This is a genomic window from Chryseobacterium suipulveris (genome assembly GCF_022811685.1).
GTDB classification, from domain to species: Bacteria; Bacteroidota; Bacteroidia; order Flavobacteriales; family Weeksellaceae; genus Kaistella; species Kaistella suipulveris.
On record NZ_CP094532.1, the window covers coordinates 1,551,489 to 1,565,598 of the forward strand.

Below are 14,110 nucleotides of genomic sequence, written 5' to 3' on the forward strand. Positions count from 1 at the left end.
TTTACGAGTTAAAATTAATGATTATTTTAACTTAACTCGTGGTCTGAATTTCGGGGAACATTATATCATATGGGAAGACTGAAAGGGCAAAGCGTGTGAAATTAATCTGCTTTTGATAAAAATCCCGAATCGTAACTAGCCCTGATTGCAGCGGTACCCCACAGTGAAGTCGCGAGCGCAGCGAGCGCCGAAACGAGGAGTATGAGCCGAAAGCAGATTCCCGGCTCCTGAACCACCCCGTCCGCAACAAGTTGCTGACACCCCTCCAAAGGAGGGGAAGAAAACTTCGTCTTCCTCACTCCGTTCGGAATCCACCCCTCTGAAAGAGGGGAATTATAAAAAAAGACACTCCGTAAAGTGTCTTTTGTCTTTATTCTTTGTTCTGTTTGTCTTACGATTTTGAACGCGCCAAAGGGGCAGTTCCTACAGTTATTCCGCTTTTGCCATTCTTTCAGCACGTTTTCTGTCTTCTTCGGCAAGGATTTTCTTACGCATACGGATGAAGTTTGGCGTCACCTCGATCGCTTCATCGGCTTGGATGTATTCCATGCATTCTTCGAGCGACATCTGGATTTTCGGGGCGATGCTTCCATCTTTGTCTTTTCCGGCAGCACGCATATTGTTCAGCTGTTTTCCTTCAACAATGTTCACAACCAAATCGCCGGGTTTGTTTTGTTCACCCACGATCATTCCTGCGTAAACTTCCTCACCCGGATCTACGAAGAAACGACCTCTATCCTGAAGTTTTTCAATGGAATACGCAGTTCCTTGACCTTGGTTTTTGGCAATCAGAACACCGTTGTTTCTTCCGGGAATTGCACCTTTGAACGGTTTGTATTCTGAGAAACGGTGCGCCATAATCGCTTCACCAGCAGTTGCAGTCAACATTTGCGAACGTAGTCCGATCAATCCTCTTGAAGGGATTTCGAATTCCATGTGCTGCATTTCGCCTTTGGTCTCCATAATGTGTAGGTCACCTTTTCTCTGGGTGGTCAAATCGATAACTCTCGATGCGTATTCTTCAGGAACATCCACCACCATTGATTCGTATGGTTCACATTTTTCACCATCGATGTCTCTCAAAATTACCTGCGGTTGACCGATCGTCATTTCGTAACCTTCTCTTCTCATGGTTTCAATCAAAACTGAAAGGTGCAGAATTCCACGACCGAAAACGAGGAAAGTGTTCGCGTCGTCGGTTTGCTCAACTCGCAATGCGAGGTTTTTTTCCAGTTCCTTTTCTAATCTTTCTTTCAGATGGTTTGAGGTTACATATTTCCCGTCTTTCCCGAAGAAAGGGGAGTTGTTGATGGAGAAAGTCATGTTCAAAGTCGGCTCGTCGATTGAAAGTCGGCTCAATGGTTCCGGATTTTCAAAGTCCACAAAGGTGTCACCAATCTGGAATGCGTCGAAACCTACGATGGCACAAATATCTCCCGCGAAAACTTCCTGTACTTTTTTCTTGCCCAGTCCTTCGAAAACGTAGAGCTCCTTTACTTTGCCTTTTACAATTTTTCCGTCTTCCTGCGCCAAACCGATCCACTGCGATTCCTTCACGGATCCTCTCGCAACTTTACCTACCGCGATCCTGCCAAGGAAGGAGGAGTAGTCCAAAGAAGTGATCTGCATCTGAAGGTTTCCTTCTTCCACTTTCGGTTCAGGAACGTATTGCAGGATTCCGTCTAACAAAGGAAGTATTGAATTTGCCGGCTCTAAACTGGTATTGAACCAACCCTGTTTTGAAGAACCGTAGAAAGTCGGGAAATCCAGCTGTTCCTCGGTTGCATCAAGGTTGAAGAACAAATCGAAAACATTGTCGTGAACTTCTTCCGGACGACAGTTGGGTTTATCTACTTTATTGATAACCACTATGGGTTTCAGACCGAGTTCCAACGCTTTATGCAAAACGAATCGTGTTTGCGGCATCGGTCCTTCGAAAGCATCGACCAACAGAATTACACCATCCGCCATTTTCAGAACTCTTTCCACTTCACCACCGAAATCGGCGTGACCGGGAGTGTCGATCACGTTAATTTTCGTGTCTTTGTAAGTTACGGAAATGTTTTTAGAAAGGATGGTAATTCCACGTTCGCGTTCCAGGTCGTTGTTGTCCATAATCAGTTCGCCTGATTCCTGGTTTTCCCTGAAAACGCTTGTCGCGTGGATAATTTTGTCGACCAAAGTGGTTTTACCGTGGTCAACGTGTGCGATAATCGCAATATTTCTAATGTTTTGCATAATCATTTTTTGACGGTGCAAAAGTAATGATTTTTAGTGAATTGATAATAAAATATAGATAAATTCACTTTCCTTTAATGTTAATAGAAAACCCTTGATTTTTCGTAAATTTTTTAAATCAAACATGAATTTTTTATTAATCGATTACCGAAATCGCTTTCACAAATCTTGCGGAATAGTGTGGTTCAGAAAGCGAAGAGACTGTAACGCCATTCGCTTTTCCGCTGGATGAGTGAATGAATTCGGAGTTGGTTCCATTTACATTTAGGACAATTCCCACATGTCCGATCTCCGGTGAATTTAGATCCGTCCCATTGAAAATCAATAAATCTCCTTTTCGAACATTTTCAACTGAAATCTCTTTTCCGAAATCAAAAAAATCTTTGGAAGAGCGAGGAACTTCATACCCGAAATGGCGATAAACATAATTGATAAAACCGGAACAGTCGAAACCGTTTTCAGGATCTGCAGAACCGTATAAATAGGGGACTCCCAGAAATTTCTGTGCGAAATCTACAATTTGCTGACGCTCTTTATTTGAATTGCTGATGACATTTGGTTTCTCAACTTTAGATGGATCTCTGTTAGAATTACATGAAAACTCTGCTGAATCTTTGGTTGAAACTAAAATCTCCTTCTTCCGGAAAATTAATTCAGAATATTGGTTTTTCAGATTGCTCTGATCAGTTTTTGAACAGGATAGAAGTGATAGGATTAATAAAAAACCAAGATTTTTCATCGACAATATTTTCAAAAAATTTGAAAACATTATGCCAAGAACACCCCGTATTTTTTCCTGCGGAAAAAATCCACCCCTCTGGAAGAGGGGAATAACGCTTCTTTGGAAATTTCTAGGAACAAAGCTCGATACTTTGGGCTTTCCTTATAAACTCCATAGGAGTTTTATCTGTGTAGCAATATTAAGTGCAGTTACATAGAACTCCGTAGGAGTTCAATCTATTTTATTAAAAAATTGTTTGCGATTCCGAATGATAAAAATAATACATTTAAATATTTGCGATTAATAATGGTTAGTTGTGAGTCATCAAGAAATTAATTGAAAACATTTGGTTAAAAAACACCCCGTCTTTTTTCCTGCGGAAAAAATCCACGCCTCTGAAAGAGGGGAATCATGTTTCCTTAAAAATTTCTTGCAACAAAAAAGCGGCTTTTCAACCGCTTAGAAATTATTATCGAAAAAATATTCTTAACCTTCCATTAGAAACGAATAAATTTCATCTTTCAGGTGTACTCTCTTTTTTCTGAGGTCGTTTAAGTGTTCATCAGTTGTGTGGTTAAAACCGTCTTCTTCGTAATGCTGAATGAGCGCGTTCACTTCCTCATAATTTACATACAGTTTTCTAAACGCTTCGTCATTCAGCTTGAGCTCCCCGATTTTTGTAACAAATTCTGGGAATTCGTGGGTTAAAGTATGATTTTCCATGACTTTAAGATTAATGGGTTTAATGGATTAAAGGTAGGAAAATTCAGGGGTGAAATCAATATGAAAAAAATCAGAATTTTTTTGTTGAAACAGTAATCGTGTTATTAGCGATCAATAGGAGCGGGCTTTAGCCCGTTTAGATTAGGTTAATCTCAGATGGCTTTAGCCAAAACGTAAATCGAAAAATCAATTATTTAATCATATCCAACTCCAGAATATTATTGTTTTTTGCCCTCAGTTCTTTTCCCTGAGTTTCCCGCTTTCTAAGGATTTCAGCGATGTCCACTTCCTTTCCGTCTTCGCCGATCACTTTTACCGCTTCATTTTGGTTCAAAAGTTCACGCAACGTTTTTCCGGGATCGTTTCTAAGTTCAACATACAATTTTTGGAACTGTTTCTGATTAATGACGACTTCGGTTGGAGCTATTATTCGTGGGTCGGTTTTCAATTTTTGCTTTTCCGGAATTTTAGCGATCCCTTTAAGCTCAAAAGCGTGGGTTTCATTTTTGTCGGAAAGTTTTAATATCAATCCAGGTAAACCTTGAAACTTATACGGACCATCCTGAATCGGGATTTCTGCGGTAAACCAAGCCGTCCACTTTCGACCGAAGATTTCAGTTTCTGCTTTTTGAGTGTGAAACTCCCCAATTTTTTCTTTTTCGGGTAGAATCTTCCAGACAGGTTTTCTGTCGTCGGAAACCTTGTATTCGTTGGAACCCATAAAAGTTTTGAAATAAGTCTCAAACGAAGGATAAATTTTCGATACTGTATAATTGATTTTCCCGCGGTAAATATGTTTGGTGTTAATGATATCGGAATCATCGAACTGTTGTTTTTCCGCGTCGATGGAAGCAAGGGAATCCATCTTGAATTTCTGGTAACTGTAAAACTCCGAACCTTTTGAAGTCACATCCAGAACCGTAAGTTCTTTCTCCAAATTGCTTCGGTCGGTTGAGTCGATGATGAATTTGTATTCGTAAATGAAGCGCTGGTTTTGTGCGTTTAATGCAGTGAAAATGAAAATAAAGAATGGGAGGAATTTGTTCATGATCAATTTTTTGTGAAGTTAAAAAAAAAACTTTGCCAAAGTTTCAAATCTTTGAACGTTAATATTTCGACCTCGGAGATTTTTGCGTTAAGAAAAATTGAAGTTTCTTCGGGATGAATCTTTCAACTTGTCCTGTATAAAAATCTCCACTGTTCGAAGCGCGGGAGAAAATTTCAATTCGAAGACAAAGCTTGCTTCCGCGAAAGTTTGGAGATTTTCTTGGAAGAAACTTCAATTTTTTAGCAAAAAGATCCAGTCTTGATTTTTGGTTACTTTTGCATCAAGGCAAAAGTAAAAGAATTGAAGAAGTTTGCTCAATTGTGTGATTTTTTTTCGCCGATTACCAAATTACGTAGATATTTTTTTGCAATTAATTCATGAACACAACTTTGCCAAAGATTTCAAACTTTGGCAAAGTTGGGAAGCGGTTATTTTCTAGTGTAAATACGAATCTCTGAATTTGCATTGCCGTTAAATCCTTTTTTGTTCACTTCCATTCTTTCGATTTTGTCGGATGGAAATCTGTTCATTTCTGATTTTGTAATCGGTTTCCCGTCGAGGAAGATTTTGATTTCATCGTCCGTTGCAATACTTTTTCCCGTACCGTTAAGAATGATGATGTTTGATTTTCCGAATAGGGAAGCATTTTTCGCGGCGAGTTCCGCAGCTTTTTTTGAGTCTTCGATACTTTGTTTGAATGCTTTTGAATTCACGAGCTTTTCTGCGTCCTTAGAAGCTTGCTCTGCAAGTTTAGCCATTTGTTCTGCACTTTTTGCAGTGAATTCAGAATTCCTGATTATTTCCTTAAACTGTGGAGAGTTCACCAAATCGTCAAAGTGGATCACTTTCGTGTTTGTTTGCTTCAGCATTTCTTCAAACTCTTTTTGGCTAAAGAAATATTTATCGGCATTGGCGTAAACTCTATCCAAATCGCTATATTTGCTTTCTAAAGATTTCAGATTTTTCTGGTATTCGTCGGATTTGAAGATGCCGTCAATTTTGCTGCCAAGTTCGTTCATCTGCTTTTCCAGACGCTTCAATTTCGGGTTGTCGAAATCCTTTTTCTTGGCAAGTTCGCGGAATTCTTCACCCTTTTTGCGGAGTTCCTCGCTGATTTTTTTTGCTTCGGTTTCCTTTAATCTCATCGCTTCACGGTGGGGCTCGATTTCTTTTCTTTTTGCATCGATTTCCTTTCTGATTTTTTCTCTATCGACGAAAACGTCTGGATTTTCTTTGTACAGTTCAATTTTATCTTTGTGCAAACCGGTTTCTTCTTCCACATAACCGATTTTTCCATTTGCTGAATCCAAATTGATTGTTTGAGGTTCGCTAAATTTCTTGGGAGAAATTGTGTCCTGTGTGAAGATTTGATTTGATTGATCAACTTTTAATTCAGTTACGAGCTTTTCAATTTCGCGGTTCGTTTCCTTTATTTCTCTATTTTTCGCATTTACCAAATACACGAAACCGATCGCGAAGAGCAGCGGCAATGCAAAAATCTTTCGCGCATAACCGTATTTTGTTTTTGATTTTTTGAGCATTTTCAGTCTTTTTTTTAGGTTGGAATTAAGGAACGGACTCGTTGCAGGCAACTGTTTTCCGGAAAAGTGACTTGCCAAAAGCATCTGCGCAAATGCTTTCGTGTCCGAGTTTTTTATGGCTTTCTTGTCGGCGAGGTATTCGTGGACAAGGTTGATTTCTTTTTTAACAAGGTAGAAAAACGGGTTGAACCAAAACAGGGAAGTGGTGATTTCTACCAGAATTTTGTCCCAGGAATGTTTTTGCTCGATATGGACCATTTCGTGTTTCAGGATCTGTCTTCCCAAATCGGAATGGAGGTGGATGGAGTTCTTCCAGAACAGGTTTCTGAAAAACGAGAACGGCGCTTCTTCTAAGTTGGTTTGGTAAAAATGGATCCCCTCAAAGTTTTCCTGCGGAAACTGTTTTTTGAACCGATGGATTTTAATTAGACCGAAAATTAGTTTAGTCAGAAAAAAGACAGCAACCAGTCCAAAAGCGAGAGCAATATGTTGAAGATAAAGTAAATCATGATTTTGGGAATTTTCAGAGTTAATACTTTGCAACTTGTTTAATATTAAATAAATATTACTGTTTACCTCAAGTGTAAAATAGTTCACTTTCAGCAAAGGAATTAAAATGCTGACCACCAGAACCGACAGCAAATAGAAGCGGTTATAGTGGTGGAAAGTCCTGTCTTTAAGAAACAACCGATAGTACAGAAACATTACACCGGAGCATAAAATAACTTTACCGAAATAGATGAAAATGGTTTCCATAGCTAATCTTTTTATTGTTTTGAACTCGAATCTTGGCTCTTCTTACTTGGCTCTTGGCTCTTTCCACTTGGTTCTTTCAATTCATTCAGCAACATTTCCAAATCTTCCACACTCATCTCGTTTTTCTCGACAAGGAAGGAGACCGCATTTTTGTAGGAACCTTCAAAGTAGTTTTTCACCAAACTCTTGATCGATTTTCCGCTGTATTTATCTTTAGAGATCAGTGCGAAATATTCGTGCTGCCTCCCGAAAACTTTGTAGTCTACAAAATCCTTTTCCTTTAATACCTTTAAAATAGTAGAAACAGTGTTGGTATGGGGTTTCGGTTCGGGGAATTTCTCGAGGATGTCTTTCAGGAAAGCTTTTTCAAGATCCCATAAATACTGCATAACCTGTTCTTCTGCTTTGGTGAGTTGCTGGATTTTCATATCACTATCTGTTTAGTGATACAAATGTAGGGATTAATTTTAATGATACAACTATTTTTTTAGTTATAAAATAAAATTTAATTTAACGAATTGATAATCAGCAACTAAAATTTTATTCCTGACTTTTTCTTTAGGTATCAAACTGAACACAAACGAAAAAATGTAATGTTAAATATTTTATAAACCAAGTTATCAAGGGTAAATCGGAACTATTCTTGCTACTTTTCTGGCACACCAAAAAATATCATTATGAACACAAAAAGACTTTCCACCAAAATGGAAAAAGCACTGAGCGACCAAATGAATGTTGAAGATTTGCAGTCGCATGTTTATCTTTCCTACGGAATTTGGGCGACCGATAAAGGTTACCAAGGAATCGGGAATTTCCTTTTCCGTCATGCGCAGGAAGAGCGCAACCATGCCATCAAGTTTATGCGTTATATTCTCGACAGGGGAGGAAAACCGGTCATCACTGCAATTCCGAAACCGGGAGCTGATCCGAAAAGTTTAACCGATTGTTTTAATAAAGTCTTCAAACACGAAGTTGATAACACCACCGCGATCTACAAACTCGTGGATTTGGCACTGGAAGAAAAAGATTGGGCAACCTGGAATTTCCTGCAATGGTTTGTGAAAGAACAGATCGAGGAAGAAACTTTGGCAATGGACCTGATCGACAAGCTGAAAATCGCAGGAGGAGACCAAGCGACCGACGAATCGCTTTTCACGCTCGACAAAACTTTGGAAAGCGCTCCGGATGACGCCGAAGATGCGAGAAATGCGACCGCGGAAAATCCGTAAATTATCAATACCTCAATACCTTCATTACCCGCAGAAAAATTTTCTGCGGTTTTTTTGGCTTTTTGATAAAGCTGGATCATAAAAGTAAATCTGTATGTACCTGTTGTGCATTTAAGACAAAATTTGTTCTCAGCGAATAATAGGCCTTTTGCAAATATTTGTTTGTCTTGGCTAAATGAAATGCCTTTGCGCTCTTGATGCAGTCATTTTGTCAAAATTTTCTTTGCGAACCTTTGCGAGAAAAAAAATCGTAAAGGGCTAGACAAAGCTAAATTAATTTTTTTGCTCTGTTTTTAAGATAAACAAAGGCGCTATAGGTTATTAATAATACACAAAGATACAAATGCACAACCGGTCTGTATATCAATTTTTACAGCATTTCAACTGGGTTAAAATACCCAAATCACGGTATTGAAAGTAAACTACTTCTTACTATTTTTACAAAAAATAACCTTAAATGAAAAAACGCTTACTATTTTGTTTTTTGGTAGTTTGCCAATTCTATTTAGCTCAAGATACGGATACTGTTTTTACAAACCTTGATAAAGAAAAAGTTGCCGCCAAAAAAATAACTCTCTATAGCCATTATATTGACATTCTTAAAACTAAGGATGTTTCAAAGTCCCTAAAACTATCAAGCAAGGCAATTGCGTTCGCAAAAGAGCAGAAGGATCCAATTTCAGAGGCGGACTTTATTAGACTTAGAGGGCTGACTCATTACCTCGGTGGCAATCTCGACAGTGCCAATAATTATTACCATCGGTCGCTTTCTATTCTCGAAAGCCATAGCGACAGCAAGCAGCTTGCAAACCTTTATAACAATTTGGGACAACTCAATAGAAAAATCCAGAACTATCCTAAATCAATCGAATATTATGACAAATCCATGCAAATATTTACGAGTATTAAGGATGACGAAGGTATTGCCACCATCTACAATGAAAGTGGTGTGGTTTACGAATACATGAAGAATTACGAGGAAGCCAAATCCCGATACATAAAATCGCTGAATATCCAGAAAAAAAGAGGGGATTTGGTAGGACAGGGTTACTCTCTCGAGTTCATCGGGGGCGTTAGTATGCTGCAGAAAAAGTATGCGGAAGCCGAAAAATACCTCACGGAGTCATTGAGTATCAGGAAAAAAACAAAGGACAATTTTGCGATAGCGCTCAACTACAATGTATTGGGGCATCTTTTTCTCGAAAAAAAAGAGTACCGAACCGCTGCGGAAAATTTCATAAAAAGCAATCAGATTGCCACGACTATTCCGTACATGGATTTAATGAGAGACAATTACTTGCAGCTCTCGAATGTCGATAAAGAAATAGGTAATTATAAGGGAGCTTACGAAAACCAGGAGCTTTTCGTACAATATAATGACAGCATCTTCACCGCTGAAAAAATGAAGCAGATTGAAGAAATCTCGGTGAAATATGAAACGGAAAAAAAAGACAAAGAAATCCTTATTCACAAATCGAAAATTTTCAAGAGGAACGTCGCCCTGCTTTCGTTGTCAGGTCTTTTAATTTTCGGTTTCGGCTACTATAAAAACTTTAGGCACCGCCAGAAAATAAAATTCCAGAAAGAAATCCTACACCAGCAGGATTTGGCGACGAAGGCCGCAATGAGCGCGGAAGACAATGAACGGAAAAGAATGGCAATGCACCTGCACGACGGAGTCGGGCAAATGCTCAACGCAACAAATATGAATCTTCAGGTATTGGAAGAATACCAAAACAACAAGGAGGGTTTCGAAATGGTGATGAACAAAACAAGAAATATCCTTACCGACGCAATGACTGAAGTGCGGACACTTTCGCACCAGATTATGCCAAACATGCTAGTGAAAAACAGTCTTAGCAATGCACTTAGAGAGCTAATCGACAAAAGCAATTCGCCGAAACTACACATTAATCTTACTATCGACGGACTACAAGAAGACCTCGCAGAAAATGTTCAGATTGTGATGTTCCGCATAATACAGGAATGCATCAATAACACCATCAAACATGCAAATGCCTCCGAAATTGACATTGCCGTAAAACAAGATTCCAATGAAATATCCGCATCATTCCGCGACAACGGCAGAGGATTCGATCCGACTTTATACCAGTCGAAATCTGAGGGAATGGGATTGGAAAACATTAAATCAAGAATTGAATTTCTGAAAGGGTATTTCCAGCTGGACAGCGAAAAATCGAAAGGCACCTCTATTACCGTAAAAATCCCCATATAATTGTTGGAAATTGTGGGCGCCCAAAACATAATTATTGGCAATGACACGGAAGGCGCTAGAAATGCGGCGACAGAAAATCCATAAATAATCAATACCGTTACGATAAAAACCCGCAGAAAATTTTTTTGCGGGTTTTTCATCACCAAAATTTACGCAGTTTTACGTATGCGATTACGTAGGAATACGTATTTGCTCGATCACTTTTCTGTAGGAATTTTGAAGAGTTAACCAATTACTTACTTTCGTTTTTAAAGTAAAAAATACCCAATTCGGGGTATATGAAATTTTGATGTTCCGCATAATTTTGAACAGTAAGAAAAATGAAAAATGAAAAAGCTCGCCCAATTTTTTAACCGGATAAAGACTGTAATTAGATCCTTTGTCATTATCGACCGAAATATCATTTGAAAAACAACCTTTAAATATCTTATTTTATGAAAACAAGAAAATTACTTGTGAGAGCACTTTACAGTGCAGCGTTCTCGTTATTTGCCACAGCGATGCAGGCAAATAACCTGCAAATCAGCGGGACATCTGTAGATACAACTACAGGAGAAGTTACCTTTAACATTAAGTGGGACAACAGCTGGCGCACCAATATCGCACCGGCAAACCACGACGCAGTTTGGGTATTCATCAAATATCAGGACTGTACCGACAAGCTTTGGAAACACGCAAATCTTAGTGTGACTTCGGCAGATCATTCCGCAGCTTCGCCGTTAAAGGTGGATGCGGTTACCGATGGAAAAGGAGCGTTTGTTTACCGCAGCGCAAACGGTGGCGGAAATATCGGGAATACTTCCGTAACCTTGAAGCTCAACATCGCGGGAGCCAACTATGCAAATCTCAACTTTAAAGTTTTTGGGGTGGAAATGGTGAACATTCCACAGGGAAGTTTTACAGTGGGTGATGGTGCTTCAACCAGTGCATTTACCCAATATACCGTGCTCAATGAAAATGCGCTTACCTCATCGACAATCGGGACAGGGAATGCCGCACCTGCAGCTTTTCCAAAAGGTTACAAAGCTTTCTACAGCATGAAGTACGAAATCACCCAGGAGCAGTATGTGGATTTCCTGAACACGCTTACTTACGGACAGCAGGCGAGAAGATCTGTTGCAAGTCCAGACGGAGCGGTGGGAACTTTTGCGTTCGCAAATACGTACAGAAACGGTATCAAGATTAAAGTACCGGGAAACAACGCAGCGGTTCCTGCGGTTTATGGATGTGATTTAACAGCGAACGATTTTGATGATTTAAATGATGGTCAGAACATTGCAATGAACCATTTAAGTTGGGGTGATCTTACCGCATATCTGGACTGGGCAGCACTACGACCAATGACAGAAATGGAATTTGAAAAAATCACACGTGGTCCTTTAGCTCCCGTTGCGAACGAATATGCATGGGGTACAACTACTCTTAACGGTTTTACAGCTGCAATGTTACAGAATGCGAATTCACCAAATGAAGGATTGTCAGTCGTTGCAAGTGGAAGAGCAAATTACGGACTGTGTTCTGGTTGGGGAGCAGGAGGAACTTATTCAAACCCTGTTAAAGTCGGTTTTACCGCTACCGCATCTTCAGGAAGAGAGTCCGCGGCGGCGGCTTATTACGGTGTAATGGAAATGAGTGGTAATGCAGTCGAATTGGCAATTTCTGCCAAAACAGCTGGTGGAAGTACATTTACAGGTGTATTAGGTGATGGGCAATTATCAACTACTACCGCAACCGATGGCGATTCCGATCAGGCAAACTGGCCAGATAATACTGGAGCAATTGAAAGAGGAGGAGGATTTTTTGTAGCTTGTGGTACTGTCTTTAACAATACTAACTCATCAACATTAAGAATATCTGATCGATCTTCTGGAGCATTGGGTGCTGCAAGAAGCTTGAATTATGGTGGTCGCGGTGTGAGATAATCAATTCTAATTTGAAGAGGCAGCGTCCTTTTAAGAATTATTCCATTAATATTAAAATCAAATTAGAATGAAGACAATCATATCAACCACAAAAACAGCGGTGCTGGGTTTCGTCTTACTGTTTTCATCTTTCCTGAAAGCTCAGGATGAAGCGTACGCCTACCGCGGAGGAATTGCGGACGGACACACGATGGAAGCCGTGGAAAACAACACCTGCGGAACTCCGTTCCACCAGTTTGCCTATTTCGGCGGGATTGGTGACGGGAGCTCCTTTGAACTGCTCGAAAACTCACCGTGTACAGCAACTCCGTTTCATCAGTTTGCTTACTACGGCGGCAACGGCGACGGTTATGCTCTGGAATTTATGAGGGTGTGTCCGGTAACGCCGCCTGCTCCGGTGATCGGTGCGAGTTCAGACAATATCTGCCTGAACCAGACGGTAACTTTCAGCGATACATCGAATACCGCGGTTATCTGGAAATGGACTTTCCCAGGAGGAACATTGGTGGCGCCATCAACCATTAACAGCAAAAATCCGGTAGTGAGATACACCACTGCAGGAACCTACTCTGTAACTTTGGAGGCGACGAATGCAGATGGAACATCCACGGTAACAGAAACCAACTTCATTACCGTAAATGCAACTGCATCTATTACTGCGACTACGCCCGGATCAAGATGTGGAGCAGGAAGTGTCACTATTTCTGCAACGCCGAACACGGGAACCGTAAAATGGTATAATGCGGCAACTGGAGGTACATTACTGTTTACAGGAAATTCCTTCAACACGCCGAGTATCAGTACGACTACAACGTATTATGCTGAAGCATTCAACGGATGCGTATCTGCGACCAGAACGGCGGTAACTGCGACAATCAATACTGTGCCTACAATCACCGGAACCGGCTCTACAAGCTGCACCGGAGGAACATTTACGCTCACTGCGACACCAAGCGCGGGAACCGTAAGTTGGTACGATGCAGCATCCGGCGGAAACCTTCTGGGAACAGGAACAGTTTTCAACACACCTAATATTACCGCAACCACAAGTTACTATGCAGAAACTTCCACAGCAACGTGTACTTCGACAAGGATTGAAGTGAAGGCAGTAGTGAACAATACCGCCGCTCCAACAGGAGATGCAACCCAGGTATTGTGCGGACCTAAAACGCTTGCCGATTTGGTAGTAACCGGAACAGCCATCAAGTGGTACGACGCGGCAACCGGAGGAAATCTTCTGCCGCCTTCAACGCCAATTGTTTATGGCACTACCTATTACGCATCGCAGACTGCAAACGGATGTGAAAGTGCATCAAGATTAGCGGTGACCGTAGAAGCTTGCTTGGCAACTTCAAACGTAGGTGGAAGAGAGGCGGTGCTTTATCCGAACCCGGTATCCGATATTTTAAATGTGAAATATCCATCGGAGATTGCAAGCATAGAAATCTACAGCATGACCGGACAGTTGATTTCAAAACATCATGAGAATTCGTCTCACTACAGAATGAATGTGCAAAAACTTACTTCAGGCGTTTACCTGTTGAAAGTTCATACTAAAGACGGCAAAACCGAGACGTATAAAATCATCAAGAAGTAGTTTTCATGTAGTTATTTTATGAAGGGTTCCTGGAGTATTTCGGGGATCCTTTTTTTTGAACTGTTAGAATTTCTGAATTCATAGAGAAACGGAAAAAAT

The 14,110-nt window shown here is 40.3% G+C and carries 11 protein-coding genes; 4 read left to right on the forward strand and 7 right to left on the reverse strand.

The genetic code is table 11. The features are described from left to right. Positions 1–101: 101 nt before the first annotated feature. From MTP09_RS07415 to MTP09_RS07445, 7 genes are all read right to left on the reverse strand, one after another. Positions 102–299 carry a hypothetical protein gene (locus MTP09_RS07415; RefSeq protein WP_243547530.1) on the reverse strand — a complete coding sequence of 66 codons (198 nt, stop codon included), beginning with the start codon at positions 297–299 and terminating at the stop codon, positions 102–104. A gap of 130 nt (positions 300–429) precedes the next feature. Next, positions 430–2,238: a translational GTPase TypA gene (gene typA / locus MTP09_RS07420; RefSeq protein WP_243547531.1), complete on the reverse strand. Its 1,809-nt coding sequence runs from the start codon at positions 2,236–2,238 to the stop codon at positions 430–432. A gap of 136 nt (positions 2,239–2,374) precedes the next feature. Continuing rightward, positions 2,375–2,977: a C40 family peptidase gene (locus tag MTP09_RS07425; protein WP_243547532.1), complete on the reverse strand. Its 603-nt coding sequence runs from the start codon at positions 2,975–2,977 to the stop codon at positions 2,375–2,377. 468 nt (positions 2,978–3,445) lie between these two features. Next, a complete protein-coding gene (locus tag MTP09_RS07430) occupies positions 3,446–3,682 on the reverse strand; it encodes a YdcH family protein (protein WP_243547533.1) in 237 nt (78 codons plus the stop codon). Positions 3,683–3,872: 190 nt separating this feature from the next. Further along, positions 3,873–4,730 (reverse strand): GLPGLI family protein, encoded by an 858-nt coding sequence (locus tag MTP09_RS07435; RefSeq protein WP_243547534.1) that lies wholly within the window; start codon positions 4,728–4,730, stop codon positions 3,873–3,875. Between the two features lie 428 nt (positions 4,731–5,158). Then, on the reverse strand, positions 5,159–7,027 hold the full coding sequence (locus MTP09_RS07440) for a M56 family metallopeptidase (protein WP_243547535.1): 1,869 nt from the start codon (positions 7,025–7,027) through the stop codon (positions 5,159–5,161). A gap of 11 nt (positions 7,028–7,038) precedes the next feature. Next, positions 7,039–7,455 carry a BlaI/MecI/CopY family transcriptional regulator gene (locus tag MTP09_RS07445; RefSeq protein WP_243547536.1) on the reverse strand — a complete coding sequence of 139 codons (417 nt, stop codon included), beginning with the start codon at positions 7,453–7,455 and terminating at the stop codon, positions 7,039–7,041. Positions 7,456–7,704: 249 nt separating this feature from the next. Between MTP09_RS07445 and MTP09_RS07450 the strand changes: the two genes are divergently transcribed. From MTP09_RS07450 to MTP09_RS07465, 4 genes are all read left to right on the forward strand, one after another. Further along, positions 7,705–8,256, forward strand: a complete 552-nt coding sequence (locus MTP09_RS07450) for a ferritin (RefSeq protein ID WP_243547538.1) — start codon at positions 7,705–7,707, stop codon at positions 8,254–8,256. Between the two features lie 457 nt (positions 8,257–8,713). Beyond that, the gene (locus tag MTP09_RS07455) at positions 8,714–10,492 is read left to right on the forward strand and encodes an ATP-binding protein (RefSeq protein ID WP_243547540.1); all 1,779 of its coding nucleotides are present in this window, start codon (positions 8,714–8,716) and stop codon (positions 10,490–10,492) included. A gap of 434 nt (positions 10,493–10,926) precedes the next feature. Then, complete coding sequence (locus MTP09_RS07460; protein WP_243547542.1) at positions 10,927–12,414, forward strand: SUMF1/EgtB/PvdO family nonheme iron enzyme; 1,488 nt, start codon at positions 10,927–10,929, stop codon at positions 12,412–12,414. Between the two features lie 67 nt (positions 12,415–12,481). Continuing rightward, positions 12,482–14,011, forward strand: a complete 1,530-nt coding sequence (locus MTP09_RS07465) for an Ig-like domain-containing protein (RefSeq protein WP_243547544.1) — start codon at positions 12,482–12,484, stop codon at positions 14,009–14,011. Positions 14,012–14,110: the final 99 nt, after the last annotated feature.